This is a genomic window from Kitasatospora sp. NPDC022856 (assembly GCF_055561235.1).
In genome coordinates this window covers 20408-36130 of the sequence record NZ_JBVHHE010000013.1, presented here as the reverse complement: position 1 = coordinate 36130, position 15723 = coordinate 20408, and the positions used below count along the sequence as shown (strand labels likewise).

General features: G+C 75.3%; 11 protein-coding genes. 6 read left to right on the top strand and 5 right to left on the bottom strand.

The annotated features are described in order from the left end of the window. Positions 1-81: 81 nt before the first annotated feature. Positions 82-2502 (top strand): PKD domain-containing protein, encoded by a 2421-nt coding sequence (locus tag ACZ34W_RS17980; RefSeq protein WP_465605245.1) that lies wholly within the window; start codon positions 82-84, stop codon positions 2500-2502. A 78-nt stretch (positions 2503-2580) separates the two neighbouring features. Here the strand turns inward: ACZ34W_RS17980 and ACZ34W_RS17975 are convergent, their stop codons facing one another. Both ACZ34W_RS17975 and ACZ34W_RS17970 read right to left on the bottom strand, forming a co-directional pair. Next, positions 2581-3516 (bottom strand): aldo/keto reductase, encoded by a 936-nt coding sequence (locus tag ACZ34W_RS17975; RefSeq protein WP_465605242.1) that lies wholly within the window; start codon positions 3514-3516, stop codon positions 2581-2583. Between the two features lies 1 nt (position 3517). Further along, entirely contained in the window at positions 3518-4465 is a 948-nt protein-coding gene (locus ACZ34W_RS17970; protein WP_465605239.1) for an NAD-dependent epimerase/dehydratase family protein, read from the bottom strand. A gap of 87 nt (positions 4466-4552) precedes the next feature. Between ACZ34W_RS17970 and ACZ34W_RS17965 the strand changes: the two genes are divergently transcribed. Together ACZ34W_RS17965 and ACZ34W_RS17960 are read left to right on the top strand one after the other, a co-directional pair. Beyond that, the gene (locus ACZ34W_RS17965; protein ID WP_465605236.1) at positions 4553-5473 is read left to right on the top strand and encodes a LysR family transcriptional regulator; all 921 of its coding nucleotides are present in this window, start codon (positions 4553-4555) and stop codon (positions 5471-5473) included. A 198-nt stretch (positions 5474-5671) separates the two neighbouring features. Next, a complete protein-coding gene (locus ACZ34W_RS17960; RefSeq protein ID WP_465605233.1) occupies positions 5672-6064 on the top strand; it encodes a guanyl-specific ribonuclease in 393 nt (130 codons plus the stop codon). Positions 6065-6430: 366 nt separating this feature from the next. Here the strand turns inward: ACZ34W_RS17960 and ACZ34W_RS17955 are convergent, their stop codons facing one another. The 3 genes from ACZ34W_RS17955 to ACZ34W_RS17945 are packed head-to-tail and all read right to left on the bottom strand — an operon-like array spanning position 6431 to position 11137. After that, positions 6431-8500 (bottom strand): prolyl oligopeptidase family serine peptidase, encoded by a 2070-nt coding sequence (locus ACZ34W_RS17955; protein ID WP_465605230.1) that lies wholly within the window; start codon positions 8498-8500, stop codon positions 6431-6433. Continuing rightward, positions 8493-9935, bottom strand: a complete 1443-nt coding sequence (locus ACZ34W_RS17950; protein WP_465605226.1) for an MFS transporter — start codon at positions 9933-9935, stop codon at positions 8493-8495. The genes ACZ34W_RS17955 and ACZ34W_RS17950 overlap by 8 nt, the downstream gene beginning before the upstream one ends. 17 nt (positions 9936-9952) lie before the next feature. Then, the gene (locus tag ACZ34W_RS17945) at positions 9953-11137 is read right to left on the bottom strand and encodes a radical SAM protein (RefSeq protein ID WP_329491451.1); all 1185 of its coding nucleotides are present in this window, start codon (positions 11135-11137) and stop codon (positions 9953-9955) included. Between the two features lie 274 nt (positions 11138-11411). Here ACZ34W_RS17945 and ACZ34W_RS17940 point away from each other — a divergent pair, with 274 nt between their 5' ends. The 3 genes from ACZ34W_RS17940 to ACZ34W_RS17930 are packed head-to-tail and all read left to right on the top strand — an operon-like array spanning position 11412 to position 15722. Continuing rightward, entirely contained in the window at positions 11412-11600 is a 189-nt protein-coding gene (locus ACZ34W_RS17940) for a hypothetical protein (RefSeq protein ID WP_329491452.1), read from the top strand. A gap of 16 nt (positions 11601-11616) precedes the next feature. Continuing rightward, the gene (locus ACZ34W_RS17935) at positions 11617-14781 is read left to right on the top strand and encodes an adenylate/guanylate cyclase domain-containing protein (RefSeq protein ID WP_465605221.1); all 3165 of its coding nucleotides are present in this window, start codon (positions 11617-11619) and stop codon (positions 14779-14781) included. Then, a complete protein-coding gene (locus ACZ34W_RS17930) occupies positions 14778-15722 on the top strand; it encodes a S8 family peptidase (protein WP_465605218.1) in 945 nt (314 codons plus the stop codon). The genes ACZ34W_RS17935 and ACZ34W_RS17930 overlap by 4 nt, the downstream gene beginning before the upstream one ends. The last annotated feature ends 1 nt before the right edge of the window (position 15723 follow it).

The following is a 15723-nucleotide window of genomic DNA, read 5'->3' as shown; positions in this document are numbered from 1 at the left end:
CCGCGCAGGAGGGACGCCCTGGGTCTCTCGGCGTCCCCTGGACCGGCGCGCCACCAGAACGTCACATCAGGGGGATCAACTTTGTCGTTCCACCGTCGCGTTGGCATAGCCATCGCCGTCGCCTGCTCGGCCGGCGCGGGAACCGCGCTGCCTTCGGTCGCGCAGGCCGAGACCGCCGTGCTCTACGTGGACAACAGCACCACCGCGCACTGCTCGGACGCCGGGGCCGGTACCCAGGCCCAGCCGTACTGTGGCATCCAGGCCGCCGCGGACGCGGCCCAGCCGGGGCAGACCGTCCAGATCGCCCCGAACCGCACCTACCAGGGCATGATCACGGTCAGGCGCTCGGGCCTGCCCGGCAAGCCGATCGTCTTCAAGGCCGACATCCCCTACAAGGTCCCGGCGACGAGCGTCGAGGTCGGTCAGCAGGACGGGCCGGACGCCCCCGGCTACGGCTTCCTCATCTCGGGCGTGCACGACGTCACCGTGACGGGTCTGCAGATCATGGCCCCGCAGGAGGGCGTGCTCGTCAAGGACTCCGAGCGGATCGTCCTGGACCGCACCATCGTGGGCGCGGGAAGCGGCGGCGCGGCCCAGCCGGGCCCGGCCGTCCGGATCACCGGCCACAGCGCCGGCGTCACGGTGAGCCGCAGCCAGATCGCCTCGGCCGGCCCGATCGGCGTGGCGGTCGAGGCCGGGGTGACGGGCACCGTCCTCACCACCAACCTGGTGACCGAGACGGACGGCCGGGGCGTGCTGGTCACCGACGCCCCCGGCACCGTCGTGGTCGGCAACACCTTCGGCCGGAACTGCCTGAGCGACATCGAACTCGCGGGCAACTCCTCCGGCGCGACCGTCGAGAACAACGTGCTGGCGAAGCGCCCGGCGGACTGGTGCGGCGGCGTACCGGTCTCCTCGGTCGCGCTGACGGTGTCGGCGGGCTCGACCCAGGGCACCAAGGTCGACTACAACAGCGTCCAGCCCGCGCCGGGCGCGGCCGCCTACGCGTGGGGCGGCACCTCCTACGCCACGGCGGCGGCCTTCCGGGCCACCGGCCAGGGCGCCCACGACAACGGGGCCGACCCGGGCTTCTCCCAGTCGACCTCGGACTACCGGCCGATCGCGGTCGAGGGTCTGACGGACGCCGCCGACGCCTCGGCGCCCGGCGCCCTGGACACCGACCTCTACGGCGACCCGCGCGCCGACCACCCGAAGATCGCCAACACCGGTACCGGCAACGGCTACCAGGACCGCGGCGCCGTGGAACTGCAGGACACCATGAGCGTCATGGTGTCGGCGCTGCCCTACTCGACCACCGGGCACCCGCTGAACGCCCGGGCCACGGTCTGGTACACCCCCGGCTGGGCACCGGTCGGCGCCACCCTGGACTTCGGTGACGGCACCGCGCCGGTCCCGGTGACCTCGGGCAACATCACCATCGACCACGACTACCCGGCCGGCGGCAGTTACACGCTGACGCTCACCGCGACCAGCGAGACCGGCCTGGTCCGCACCTCCACCGGGACGGTGAAGCTGGCCCCGGTGGGCGAGCTCCGCCCGTCCTTCGGGGTGTACCAGCCCGATCGCACCGTCGCCCGGGTCACCGTCACGGACCGGACCGTCAGCCCCTGGCCGGTGGCCCGCTACGTCATCGACTTCGGTGACGGCACGGCCCCGGCCGTCAGCGAGGGACCGACCCCGCCGAGCGGTGTCACCCACGACTACGGCGTGGCCGGCACGTACACCGTCACCGAGACCGTCGTCGACGACCACGGCCGGACCGGCAGCACCGGGACCCAGCTGTACGTCGCCGGTCCGCAGGCCGGCGTGCCGTTCGCCGGCTACTTCGGCGGCCCCACCAGCCACGTCGGGCTCTTCGACAAGGGCCGTTGGGCGCTCTCCTACCAGAAGGCCTCCGGCCAGGCGAACCTGGTCTGGAGCCTCGGGGACCCGGGGGATGTTCCGGTGGTCGGAGCCTGGGACAACACCTGCCAGTGCCAGTCCGGGATCTACCGTCCGAGCACGGGCACCTTCGCCCTGCAGCACTCCGACAAGTCCGTCTCCACGGTCCAGTTCGGGGAGCCGGGCGACCTCCCGGTGGTCGGTGCCTGGGACCACAACGGCCACGACCAGCTGGCCATCTTCCGTCCGAGCACCAGCACCCTCGCGGTGCGGCACGACAACGGCAGCGTCTCCACCATGGGCTTCGGCGACCAGGGCGACCTTCCGGTGGTGGGTGACTGGGACGGCGTGCACCACGCCCAGTTCGGCGTCTTCCGCCCCGGGCGGAACGAGGGCGACCCGAACCTGTTCATCCTGCGGCACGACGACGGCAGCGTCTCCACCGCCGCCTACGGCGTCAAGGGCGACCTTCCGGTGGTCGGCGACTGGCTGGGCCGGGGCCGGACGACCTTCGGGATCTTCCGTCCGAGCAGCCACGTCTTCGCCCTGAGCAACGCCTACGGCGGGCAGAGCGACTCGGTCTTCACGATCTACGGCTGATCCGGGCAGGGCCGGCGGAGGGCCGGGGCGCGCAGCGACTGCGTGCCCCGGCCCTCCGCCGTTTCGACGGCCGGCGCCTCACCCGGTGGGCCCGGGCTGCGCCGGGCCGAACGGTGCGGCGAGTGAGCTGAGTTCGGAGAGTTCGGAGAGTTCGCTGAGTTCGGCCGGGGTGAGGGTGAGGTCGGCGGCCGCGGCGGAGTCGCGGATGCTGGCGGACCGGCGGGCGCCCGGGATCGGGACGACGGCGGGGGACAGTGCGAGCAGCCAGGCCAGGCCGATCCGCTGGGGCGAGACGCCCCGCTCGGCGGCGATCCGGTGGAACGCGCCGGACGTGACGGCGACGTCGTCGGGGCCGTCGAGGACACTGCGCGACAGCCCGCCGAGCGGACTCCACGGCAGGAAGGCCAGCCCCAGGCGCTCGCAGAGCCGCAGCTCCGGCTCGGCGCGGCGGACGGCGGGGGAGAAGCGGTTCTGCACCGAGACCAGGCCGGCGCCCAGGATGTCCCGCGCGACCAGGATCTGCCCCTCGTCGACGTTGGAGATCCCCGCGGCCCGGATCTTCCCGGCATCCAGCAGCTCTCGCAGAGCGCCCACCGACTCGGCCCACGGCACCCGGGGGTCGGGCTTGTGCAGCTGGTAGAGGTCGATCGCCGCGACGCCCAGGCGCCGCAGCGAGCCCTCGCAGGCCTGCCGCAGCCGGTCCGGGCGGCCGTCGACCGTCCAGGAGCCGTCACCGGGCCGGCCGCGCCCGCCCTTGGTGGCGACCAGCACGGCGGCGCGGTCGGCGGCGGTCCGGCTCGCCAGCGCGCGGGCCACCAGCCGTTCGTTGTGGCCGAGTTCGCCGGCGTGCCAGTGGTAGGAGTCGGCGGTGTCGATCAGGGTGACCCCGGCGTCGAGCGCGCTGTGCAGGGTGGCCAGGGCGGAGGCCTCGTCCGGGCGGCCCTCGACGGAGAGCGGCATCGCGCCCAGCCCGATCGCGCCGACGGCCGCGGCGCCGATGGTGCGCTGTCGCACGTCACGCCTCCCTCGGGGAGAGGGCGGCGGCCTCCGCCACGGCGCCCGGCAGCCAGTCGGCCAGCGGGGAGAACCGCAGGCCGAGCGCGACGGCGCGCCGGTCGTCCATCGGGTACCAGCGGTCGAAGGAGAACGGCGAGGCGTCCTCGCCGGCCGTCACCCGGTAGCGGGCGGTGGTCCCCAGCCGGTCGGCGATCAGCTCGCAGAGCCGGACCACGTCGAGCGCGTCCGGCGAGCACGCGTTCACCGGACCGGCGTCGTCGGAGGCCGCCGACAGCACCAGTGCGGCGGCGATCTCCTCGTGGTGGACGAAGGACGTGGGCCGCGGCCTCGCGTGCACCGCGACCGGCCGCCCGGCCGCGATCAGCTCCGTGTAGTGCGCCAGCCGGCCGGTGAAGTCCCGCGCCCCGCCGCCCAGGACGTGGGCGCTGCGCACGCTCGCCCAGGAGAACGGCGGATCCTGCGCGAGCACCGCCTCGGCCTGCCGCTTCCCCTCGGCGTACCCGGTCGCCTCGTCGGTGCGCCGGGCGAGCGCCGCCGGATCGTGCCACGGCAGCTCCGACGGGACGGCCCGGAGCGGGTCGACGGCGGACTCGGGCACCGGAACTCCCTCGGTGGTGCGCACCAGGGGCGAGGTGGCCGGGTCGTACACCTCCATCGTCGAGGTCATCACGTACCGGCCGGTGCGGCCGGCGAACACCCGGCGGGCGACGGCCGCCTGGACGGGGGTGTAGAGCACCTGGTCGATCACCGCGTCGAAGTCGCGGCCGCCGAGCGCGGCGGCCAGCCCGGTCTCGTCGGACCGGTCGGCGCGGACGTGGTCGACCCCGGGCGGCGGCGGGGTCGAGCCGCGGTTGACGAGGGTGACGCGGGTACCGGAGTCCCGCAGCAGGGTGACCAGGTGCAGGCCGAAGTACCGGCTTCCGCCGATGACGCAGACGTTTCGCATGCCCCCACTCTGCTGCCGTACCGTCATCAGCGGAACTACCGACCTGCTGAACGAGTCATCAGCAGAGCTGTCGACCGAGGGAGCGCGATGATCGACGTACGGAGGCTCGGCGTGCTGCGGGCGGTCGCCGAGCACGGGAGCTTCAACCGGGCGGCCACCGCCCTGCGGCTCACGCCGTCCGCGGTGTCCCAGCAGGTCGCCGCGCTGGAGCGGGGCCTGGGCACGGCGGTCGTGGAGCGTTCCACCCGGGGTGTGCGGCTCACCGAGGCCGGACAGCTGCTGGTGGAGGCGGCCACCGCGGTCGCCGCCGAACTGCGCCACGCGCAGGAGCAGATCGGCCGGCTGGGCGCGGCCCGGCCCCGGCTCACCCTCGCCACCTTCACCAGCGGCGGGCGGCACCTCCTGCCGGCGGCGCTGACCCGGTTCGCCGCCGACCACCCGGAGGTCGAACTGCGCATCCTGGAACGGGAGCCCGAGGACAGCCTGCCGATGGTGCGCGAGGGGGTGGCCGACCTCGCGCTCGCCTACCACTTCGACGGCCCCCTGCCGGTGCTCCCCGGAGACCGCTCCGGCCTCGACTGGACCCCGCTGATGGACGATCCGCTCTCGGTGGTGCTGCCCGACGGGCACCGGCTGGCCGGTCGCGAGGCCCTGGACCTCGCCGAACTCGCCGAGGAACGCTGGGTGCTGGGCTGCCTGAAGACCGAGACCTTCCTGCGCCGGTACGCGGCCGTGGCCGGCTTCGAACTGCGCGTGGCGGGTTCCACGACCGACTACTTCTTCGCCCGCACCCTGGTCGCGGCCGGGGTCGGCGTCTCGCTGGTCCCGTCCGTCGTGCTCGACCCGGTGCTGCGCGGCACCCGGGTGGTGCCGGTGGTGGCGCCCCGCCCCGCCAGGCACTTCGGGATCGCCGTCGCCCGGGGCCGGCGCCCGTCGCCGTACGCCGAGTCGCTGGCCGCGCTGCTCCGGGAGGGGGCCGCGGCGGGCGGGCGCGGGGCCCGGGGCTGACCGACCGGACGGGGCTGACGGGGCCGTTCGGAGCTGTCCGGACGGCCCGGGCGCACGTTCGGCGCGCGGGCGTCCGTGCGCCGGGTTTCCGGCCGCCCGAGTACGGTTCAAGTCGCCCGTCCGTCCGGCGACTTACCCGCAGGTGAAGAGTTGGATCAGGCCTTCCGGTGCCGCTCCGTGCCTGGTCACACTGTTGTCATGACCCGCACTCTACGCGCGTGGAAGACGCGCGCCGCCGCCGTCACCGTCGTCGCCCTGCTGACCCTCGCCCCTGCCGTGACGGCCACCGAGGCCCACGCCACCGTGAGCGGCTCGGTGTGCCTCTCCGCGCTGCCGGCCGAGGCCGACCACGCCCTCGACCTCATCGCGAGCAACGGCCCGTTCCCGTACTCCCAGGACGGCGTCGTCTTCCAGAACCGCGAGCGCGTCCTGCCGAGCAGGTCCACCGGCTACTACCACGAGTACACCGTGGTGACCCCCGGCTCGCCCACCCGCGGCGCCCGCCGCATCGTCACCGGCCAGGCGTACCGGGAGGACTACTACACCGGCGACCACTACGCGACCTTCCGGCTGATCAAGTTCACCTGCTGACCTACTGACCTGCTCACCCTGCTGACCGGCCCCTGACCCCGCTCCGCCCGCCCTGCCCGGCCCCCGACGGACCCGTCGGGGGCCGGCCTGGTGGGCGCGCCCGGCCACCCGCCGCGCTCCGGCGCACGCCGGCCGCCGGCCCGGTTGTCGGCGATGATCCGCCGGAACACCGCCCCGAGGGCGGGCTCGTCGAACTCCTCGCCCTCGCGGACGGCGACCGTACGCGCGGTCGTGTCGTCGTGGCCGCCGGTGGTGGTCCCGCGCGGATCGGTCCCGCAGCCGGCCGTGGCGAAGCTCCTGCTGCCACGGACGGGCCCGTCGTCGCGGGAGCGACGCCCGGGGTGAGCCGCGCTGCGGCCCTCCGGGTCAGAAGCCCGCCGGAAGGCCGAGGCGGTCGGCGAAGAAGGCGAGGAGGTCGGCGAAGAGCGCGGTGCGGCGGGAGGCGGCGCGGGCGCCGTGGCCCGCGCCGCGTTCCAGACGGAACAGGACCGGCTGCCCACTGCCGGTCGCGGCCTGGAGGGCGGCCGTCATCTTGCGGGCGTGCAGCGGGTCCACCCGGCTGTCGCCGTCGAAGACGGCGAACAGGACGGCGGGGTAGCGGGTGTCGGCGCGGACGTGGTGGTACGGGGAGTAGGAGAGAAGCCGGGCGAGCTGCTCCGGATCGGCGGCCGTGCCGTACTCGCCCGTCCAGCTCGGCCCGAGGCCGGAGAGTTCGTAGCGCGCCATGTCGAGCAGGGGGGCCATGCAGACCACCGCCCCGAAGCTCGCGGGCCGCTGGGTCAGGGCGGCGCCCACCAGCAGGCCGCCGTTGGAGGCGCCCCAGATGCCGAGCTGTCCGGGGGTGGTCCAGCCGGTTGTCACCAGGTGGTCGGCGGCGGCGTGGAAGTCGTCGAAGGTGTTCTGCTTCCGGTCGAGCATCCCGTCGCGGTGCCACTGCTCGCCCTCCTCGCCGCCGCCGCGCACGTTGGCGACGGCGTAGACCCCGCCGGCCCGGACCCAGGCGAGGGCCTCCGGCGCGTACCCGGGCGTCAGCGACTGTCCGAAGCCGCCGTAGCCGGTGAGGATCGCCGGCCGGGGGCGGTCCGGGCCGCCGCGCCGGGCGAGCAGGAACATCCGGACGGTGGTGCCGTCCCGGGAGGTGAAGGCGAGTCGGCGGGTTTCGAGGCCGTCGGCCGGGTCGACGCCGGGCTCGGCCACGGCGGCCCCGGGGACGGGCCAGGGCGTCACCGCACCGGTGCGGGTGTCGTAGCAGAGCACGGCCGGGGGAGTGGCGAAGTCGGTGTGGACGAACCAGGCCCGGTGGGCGTCGGTGGCGGCGACCCGGACCTTGCCGACGGTGCCCAGCGGGGGGACGGGCACCGGGCCGAGCGGCCGGCCGTCGGCCAGGTCGTGCAGGGTGACCTCGCCGACGGCGTGCCGGGTGCGGACCACCAGGGCGAGCGGGCGGTCCGGATCGGGACCGTCGAGGATCGCGAAGTCCTCCAGGACGGCCTGCGGGTCCTCCGGGATCAGTTCGGTCCAGGTGTCCGGCGTGGGGGCGCCCGGGGTGGTGACCACGACCCGGCCCCGGGGCGCGTGCAGGTCGGTGGTGAGCCAGCAGCGGCCGTCCGGCGAGGTGCCGGGGCGCAGGTGCGGCTGGGACCGCGCGTCGAGGCCCTCCTGGAGCGGGCGCAGTCGGGGCCGGTCCGGCCGGTCCTCGGTCAGGTCGGCGATCCAGAGGTCCCGGCGGGGCACCGCGCCGGCGGCGGCGCCGACGACCAGCCAGCGGCCGTCCGCACTGATCCGCACGGTGTAGTGCTGGGTCTTCGCCCGGCCGGTGCCGAAGACCACCGCGTCCTGCTCGGGGTCGGCGCCGATCAGGTGCAGCCGGACCCGGCGGTGGTACTGGCCCTCGCCCGGGTGGAGCGCGGGGTGCAGCCGGCGGACGTAGTAGAAGCCGTCGGCGTCGGGCAGCCAGGCGACGGTGCTGCGGCGGACCCGGTCGATCGGGCCGTCCAGGACGCGGCCGGTGTCGACGTCCAGGACGAAGAGGGCGGCGTTCTCGGTGCCGCCGGACGCCACCTGGTAGGCGAGCCGGCGGCCGTCCCAGGACGGCTCCCACTCCTCCAGGGTGGTGCCGCCGGTCGGGTCGAGCAGCGCCGGATCCACCAGGACCCGGACGGCGCCGGAGGGTTCGACGACGACCAGCTCGGGGTGTTCGGCGCCGGGGAGCGAGCGGGTGAGGAACAGCCGCGCGCCGGCCGGGCGGGGGGCGGAGCGGGCACCGAGGCGTTCGGACAGCTCGGTGAGCCGGGCCTCGGCACTCGCGCGCGCCCGCCAGCCGTCGGCGGCGGCGCGGTAGCGGGCGTCCTGCTTCTCCGTCCACTCCTGGACGGCCGGGTCGTCGGCGTCCTCCAGCCAGCGGTACGGGTCGGGCGGTGGCGGGCCGTCAGTCATCCGAGCTCCTCCCGGGGTCGGTGCCGGCCGGGGCGGCGGTGGGTCCGGTGCCGGGCGCGGGGGCACGGCCGGGGGCGGGCGGGGCGGCGTGCGCGACGACGGCGGGTTCCGCCGGCTGCTCCGGGTCCGCCTCCGGGGCCGGAGCCGTCCGGGTGCCCGGGGCCGGTCCGGCCTGCGCGTCCAGGTCCGGGGTGGCCGGTGGCCCGGCCGCCGGCTGCGCGTCCCCGTCGGCCACCGGCCCGGCGGCGAGCCGTTGGGTGGTCCGCAGCGGAATCCAGCCGCCCGCGGTGACCGCCGCCGTCAGCACCGCCATCACCGCCCAGGTGCCCGCCCCGCCGAGGCCCTGCAGCAGCGCGCCGGCCGCGACCGGGCCCAGCGCGGCCAGGCCGCTGAGCAGCAGGCCGGTGGCGGCGCTGACCCGGCCGATCAGGTGCCGGGGGGTCTGCCCGAACAGGGCGTGCCCGACCACCACGCCGGCGGCCGGCGAGAGCATCATCAGCAGCGTCAGCAGGGCGGCGACCACCCCGGGCGCGAAGGTCAGCGTGAACACCGCCAGCACCGCCGTCCAGCCCACCCCGATGCCGAGCAGGATGGTCGGCACGCTCAACCGCTTGACGAACCACGGCGCCAGCAGGGAGCCGACGATCCCGCCGACGCCCGCGCAGGACAGCACGGGCCCGATCACCCAGCCGGAGGCCCCGTTCGCCCGCAGCTCCAGGATGACGATCACATCGATCGCGGCCGCGACCAGGTTGATGACGGCCGCGTACACCAGGATGACGAACAGCTCGCGCCGGCGGACCAGCCAGCGGATGCCCGCCGTCAGCCCGCGGTCCTCGGCCCGCGGCTCCGCGGCCGTGGGGCGGACGGCGATCCGCCAGATCAGGGCGGCCGACACGGCGTAGGAGAGCGCGTCCACGGCGAACGGCAGCATCCGGTCGGCGGCGTAGAGGACGCCGCCCAGCGCCGGACCGGCCAGGCTGACGGCGGCTTGGAGGGCCTGGCCCATGCCCAGCGCGTCGGCGAGGTCCTCCTTGGCGACGACGTCCCGGGTGAGCACGGTGTTGGCGGGCCCGAACATCGCGGTGGCGATGCCCTCCACCGCGGCCACCAGCAGCAGTTGGGCGTAGGACGGCGAGCCCCAGAGGGCGACCAGCGGGATGGTGGCCACCGCCACCAGACGCACCAGGTCGGTCGTCAGCATGACCCGGCGCCGGTTCCACCGGTCCACCAGGCCGCCCGCCGGGAGGCGGAAGCCGAGCCTGGTCACCAGGGCGACGGTGGCGACCGCCCCGGCCTGCGCCGCGTTGCCGCCCAGGCTCAGCACCAGCAGCGGGTAGGCGATCGTCGACATCGCCGAGCCCAGGTTCGACGTGAGGTCGGCGAGGAAGGACCGCCGGAAGTCGCGGTTGGTGCGCAGCACGCCAGCCAGCATGGCCGCCCCCTCCCCGGCTACAGCCGGCCGGTGGCGTGCAGGTGGTCGAGGATCCGCGCGTCGACGTTGTCCTGGAAGCGCGTCATGACCTCGGTGTCGGCCTGCTCGTACTCGTAGCCGCAGGTCACCCAGCGGTCGGCCACCGAGCCGGTCTCCAGGTAGCCGTGGTCGACGTGTCCGACCTCGAAGCCCGGCTTGCCGGCCGACTGCCAGCTGCTGAACAGCGTGCCGTCGGCGTTGATCACGGCGCCCTCGCGGCCGCCGGGCTCGGAGCAGATCTGGCACGTGGTCCGCATGCTCGGCTTGGCGAAGCGGTAGCCGCGTTCGAGCGCCTCGACCGCCCACTCGACGAAGCGGTCCTCCACCTGCCGGGCCCGCGCGAGGTCGTTGCGGTACCCGATCCCGGAGTCGCCGACCCAGGCGTAGGTGAACGTGCACCGGCTCGGGTCGACCTTGCCGTCGAGCTGGCCGAAGAGCGCGCCGATCCGGTCCACGTTGTGGTGGGAGACGTTCACCCGGAAGTTCCAGGAGAGCCGGGTGGCCTCGGTGGCCGCCGCCACGTTGGCGACGATGGTGTCGAAGGTGCCCCCGCCGGCGTGCGTGACCCGCGTCGCGTCGTGGTCCTCCCGGCTGCCGTCGAAGGTGATCTGTACCGCGCGCAGCCCGGCGGTGCCGAGCTGGACGGCCCGCCGCCCGGTCAGCAGCACGCCGTTGGTGGTCATGGCGGCGGTGGCGAGCCCCAGGGGCGTGCAGCGCTCCAGCAACTCCACGCAGCCGCGCGGGTTGAGCAGCGGCTCGCCGCCGAACAGCAGCAGGTAGAGCCGGTCCAGGCCGGCCTGCGCCATCCGCTCGGCGGTGAAGTCCACGATCCGGTCGATGGTCCGGGTGTTCAGCCGGCGGAGGTTGATCCGGGGCGGGCGGTGGCCGCCCTTCGGGTCCTGGCCGGTGTTCTGGAAGCAGTAGCCGCAGCCGAGGTTGCAGGCCGTGCTGGTCAGTACCGTCAGCGCGAAGGACTTCGCGGTCCGCTCCCGGTACGCGCCCGCGTCGCGCAGGAACTCGTCGATGTCCGGCCGCACCCGGCCGTCGGCCGCGACGTGCTCCGGTTTGAGCAGGGTCCACGTCCGGTTGCCGATGAACCACCAGCCGCGGTCGCTCCTGATCAGGCGGGGCGCGTCCACCTCGTCCAGCCGGGTGCCGATCATTGCTCTCCCTGGGGTCGGCGGGAAACGGCCGCCGTCGGCGGGCCCTGACAGCGCGAGGCTAGGCAGCCGTGGTTTGCCGCCGGTATGCGACAGGTTGACGGGCAGCTTCCGGCCGGGCCGGACGGCCGGGGCATCCACCGTCCGGCCCGGGTCGGGCGGCCGGGGCGCCGACGGGGGCATACCGGACGTAAACCGAACCCCAACTGGCCGCTCCTAGGCTCATGGCGACGACCAGAACGCCTGACCTCGACGTCATGGAAGAGGGCTGATCGACGTGCCCGAGCCGACCCCCGCCGACCTGCCCCCCGACCTGTCGGACGACCTGCTCGACGACCTGTCGGACCTGCCCGACACCCTCCCGGGCGCCGCGCCGGCCGACGACGAACCGGAGGTCGTCCTGCACTCCGCGGACGGGGACGACGGCGAAGCCCCCTGGTGCATAGGCAACATGACGGCGTACTGACCGGAGGGCCCCACCGATGAGCTGCCCGTCCTGCGCCACGGACCTCCCCGCGGACGCGCGATTCTGCGCCCGGTGCGGCACCCCGGTCACCCCCCCGACCCCGGCGGCCGAGGAACGCCGGGTCGTCACCGTGCTGTTCTGCGACCTCGTCGGATCGACCGAGCTGTCCGGCAAGCTCGACGTCGAGGTGCTCCGGTCGATCCTGCTGCGCTACTACGAACTGATGGAACGTCAGATCGATTCCCGTGGCGGGATCGTGGAGAAGTTCATCGGCGACGCCGTGATGGCCGTGTTCGGCCTCACCGCGACGCAGGAGGACGACGCGCGCCGGGCGCTGGAGACGGCGGCGGACATGCTGACCGCCCTCGACGGCCTCAACACCCAGCTGGAGCGCGACCACCGGGTCCGGCTCGGGGTCAGGATCGGCGTGCACACCGGTGAGGTGGTCACCACGGCCGATCCGGCCAGGCGGCAGGCGCTGGTCTCAGGCGAGGTGGTCAACGTCGCCGCCCGGCTGGAGCAGGCCGCCGGCCCCGGCGAGATCCTGCTCAGCGCGCAGACCTGGCGGGCCTGCGGTTCCGGGCTGACCGTCGCCGAGGTCGGCCCGGTCGGGCTGAAGGGCGTGGCCGGTCCGATCGAGGCCGGCCGCCTGCTGAGCCTCTCCGAGCCCGAGCGCGCGCCCCGCTCCGACGTGCCCTTCGTCGGCCGCGAACGCTACCTCAGCGAACTCGACCTTGCCTGGCGGCGCGTGGCCGAGGAGAGCGACGTCCACGTCCTCACCCTGCTCGGGGAGGCGGGCATCGGGAAGACCCGTCTGGTCGACGAATGGCTGCGCCGCTCGGCCCCCGCCGCGGAGGCGGTCGGCACCGGCCGCTGCCGGGCGGCCGGCACCGGCGGCTCGCTGCACGCCCTCGCCGAGTGCGTCGCCCCGCTGGCCGAGGAGGCCGGGCGGCACGCGCTCGACGGCTCGGCCACCGCCGCCGCGCTGGCCCTGCTGCGCACCGGGCTGCTGCTGGACGGCACCCCGGCCCCCTCCGAGGACGACACCTGCGCGGCGGTCGCCCACGTGCTCACGGTGCGCACCGGCGACCACCCGATGCTGCTCGTCGTCGACGACCTGCACTGGGCGGACCGGCCCTTCCTCGCCCTGCTCGACCGGCTGGTCGAGGACCTGCGCCGGCTGCCCGTCCTGGTGCTCTGCCTGGCCCGCCCCGAGCTGATGGACTCCTGCCCCGGCTGGGGAACGGGCCGGGCGAACTCGACCACGGTGACCGTCACCGGCCTCTCCCCGGCGGACTCCGCCGTCCTCGCCGCCCACCTGGTCGACCTCGCCCTGCACAGCCCGGCGGCCACCGAGCAGATCGTGGCCCAGGCCGACGGCAACCCGCTCTACCTGGAACAGCTCGCCGCGACGGTCGAGGAGGCGGGCGGCACCGAGGGCCTGCCGCCCAACCTGCACGCGCTGCTCGCCGCCCGGATCGACCGGCTGGACGAGGCGGACCGGACCGTGCTGCGCCAGGCCTCGGTGGTGGGACGCGAGTTCGACGCCGAGGACCTCGACGCCCTGGCCGGCGAGCCCGGGCTGCCGGCCGTGAGCACGGCGGTGCTGCGCACCCTGACCCGGCGCGGCCTGGTGAAGCCGATGCGCCGGCCGTTCGGTGCCGCCGCCGCCTACTGCTTCGTCAACGGCGTGACCCAGCGGGTCGCCTACGAGGGGCTCACCAAGGTCCGGCGCGGCGAACTCCACGAGCGCTACGCCGAGTACCTGCTGCGCGCCGGGCGCCCGGACGCGCTGGTCGGCACCCATCTGGAGCAGGCCTACCGGTACCGCAGCGCGGTCGGCCGCCGCACCGAGCGCAATCCGCTGCTGCGCCGGCGGGCGCTGCGCCACCTGGCCCGGGCCGGCGTCGGCGCGCTCGGCCGGGTCGACCTGCCGTGGGCGCTCACCCTCCTCCAGCGGGCCGCCGACCTCGCCGACCCGGGCGACCAGGGCCGGCCCGAGGTGCTGCAACGGCTGGGTGAGGTGCTGCTGGCACTCGGCCGCTCCGACGAGGCGCGCGAGGTGCTGGTCCGCGCCGTGGCGGAGGCCGGCGAGGACGGCGCGGCGGGAACGGCCGCCCACGCCCGGCTGCACCTCGCCGCGTGCGAACACGACGACGCCGCGCTGGAACGGGCGGCCGTCGACGGCCTGACGGTCTTCCGGGCCTGCGGCGACGAACTCGGGATGGCCCGCAGCCGCCTGGTGCTCGCCGGGTCCTGCCAGCGGCGCGGGCAGCACGGCGAGGCGGTGGCGGCGCTCGGCCACGCCCTCACCCACTCGCTCGCCGCGGCGGCCGACCGGGAGCTCGCCAACACCCTGGGCGCGACGGGGCTCTCGCTCTGGCACGGCCCGGAGCCGGCGCCGTCCGCCGCCGCCCGGTGCGAGGACCTGCTGGCCACGCACGGCGCCGACCGGCTGGCCGTGCAGGTCACGCTCGGGTTCCCGCTCACCGTGCTGCACGCCCTCCAGGGCCGGTCCGACCGGGCCGCCGAGTGCCTGGCCGACGTCCGGCGCGCGATGGCGGCGCTCGCCTACGGCGAGGGCGCGGTGTTCGGGCCGCTGCTCGACGGCACGCTCGCCGCGCTGGCGGACCGGCCGGAGCAGGCGCAGGCGGCCCTGCGCGAGGCGCTGGGCGCGGCCCGGGCCCTCAACGCGGGCGGCCTGGTCCGCACCACCGCGCTCGAACTGGCCCGCGCCCAGCTCGCGGCGGGGCAGTGGCGCCGGGCCGCCGAGCTGGTGGAGGACCTGACGGTCGTCGACGCGCACCCGGTGGTGCTGGCCAACCGGTACGGCGTCCAGGCCAGGATCCGGGCGCTCGGCGGCGAGCATCCGCAGGCCCTCGCGCTGGCCCGGCGGGCCGTGCTGCTCGCCCACCGCACCGACTCGCCGGCCGACCAGGCGACCGCCTGCCTCGACCTCGCGTACACCCGTGCCCTGGTCGGCCGGCCGAAGCAGGCCCGGGCGGCGCTGCTGGCCGCGCGGCGCCGCTTCGAGGCGAAGGGGCACTTGGTCGGCGCGGCCCGGACCGGGCTGCTGGCGGAGGAGCTCGGCCTGGCCCGGGACCCCGGCCGGGAGCAGGACCGCGGGCCGGGCGGGGCGGACGGTCCGGGCGGGCCGGCGGGAGAGGGGAGCAGCCGATGACCGCCACCGGGACCGGGTCCGCCCCGGGTACCGCCGACCGGACCGCCGCCACCGGCCGGACCGGTACCGTCACCGACCGGACCGGTGGCGCCGACCGGACCGGTGGCGCCGACCGGACCAACACCACCACCCGGGCCACCACGCTGACCTGGAACCTGCTCGACCGCCGCCCCGCCGACATCCCCGTCGCCACCTCCGAGACCGTGCCCGTCACGCCCGACTGGGCGTACGGCGGCGCGGACGGCAGCGGCGTCCGGGTCTGCGTCGTCGACAGCGGCGTCGAGGCGGGCCATCCGCTGGTCGGCGAGGTGGTCGCCTCGCACGCCGTGGTCGGGCGCGACGGCGGCCTGACGGTGGAGCGGGTGGAGCCGATGGACACCTGCGGTCACGGCACGGCCTGCGCCAGCATCGTCCGGCGGGTGGCCCCCGGCTGCGAACTGCACAGCGTCCGGATCCTCGGCGAGAACGGCGGCGGGACGGGGGCCGCCCTGCTCGCCGGGCTGAGCTGGGCCATCGAGCAGCGCTTCGACGTGATCAACCTGAGCCTGTCGACCTCGCGCCCGCAGTTCAGCCAGGTGCTGCGCGAGATGGCCGACGACGCCTACTTCAACCGCTCGGTGATCGTCGCCTCGGCGCACAACTCCCGGATCGAGAGCTTCCCCTGGCGGTTCTCCTCGGTGATCTCGGTCGGCAGCCACGCCGAGGACGACTCGGACCTCGTGCTCTACAACCCGGACCCGCCGGTGGAGTTCTTCGCCCGGGGGCAGGCGGTGCAGGTCGCCGGGCCGAACGGCAGCACCACCCGCAACACCGGCAACAGCTTCGCGGCGCCGCACGTCACCGGACTGAGCGCGCTCATCCTCGGCAAGCACCCTCGTCTGACGAGCTTCGAGCTGAAGACGATCCTCTACCTGACGGCAGCCAACGTGCGGGGAGTGTGAG

Bases quoted from the DNA above. Each gene is read 5' to 3' on its own strand.
- ACZ34W_RS17970 (WP_465605239.1), bottom strand. From the start codon at position 4,465: ATGCGAAACGTCTGCGTCATCGGCGGAAGCCGGTACTTCGGCCTGCAC.
- ACZ34W_RS17935 (WP_465605221.1), top strand. From the start codon at position 11,617: ATGAGCTGCCCGTCCTGCGCCACGGACCTCCCCGCGGACGCGCGATTC.
- ACZ34W_RS17945 (WP_329491451.1), bottom strand. From the start codon at position 11,137: ATGATCGGCACCCGGCTGGACGAGGTGGACGCGCCCCGCCTGATCAGG.
- ACZ34W_RS17955 (WP_465605230.1), bottom strand. From the start codon at position 8,500: ATGACTGACGGCCCGCCACCGCCCGACCCGTACCGCTGGCTGGAGGAC.
- ACZ34W_RS17960 (WP_465605233.1), top strand. From the start codon at position 5,672: ATGACCCGCACTCTACGCGCGTGGAAGACGCGCGCCGCCGCCGTCACC.
- ACZ34W_RS17950 (WP_465605226.1), bottom strand. From the start codon at position 9,935: ATGCTGGCTGGCGTGCTGCGCACCAACCGCGACTTCCGGCGGTCCTTC.
- ACZ34W_RS17930 (WP_465605218.1), top strand. From the start codon at position 14,778: ATGACCGCCACCGGGACCGGGTCCGCCCCGGGTACCGCCGACCGGACC.
- ACZ34W_RS17965 (WP_465605236.1), top strand. From the start codon at position 4,553: ATGATCGACGTACGGAGGCTCGGCGTGCTGCGGGCGGTCGCCGAGCAC.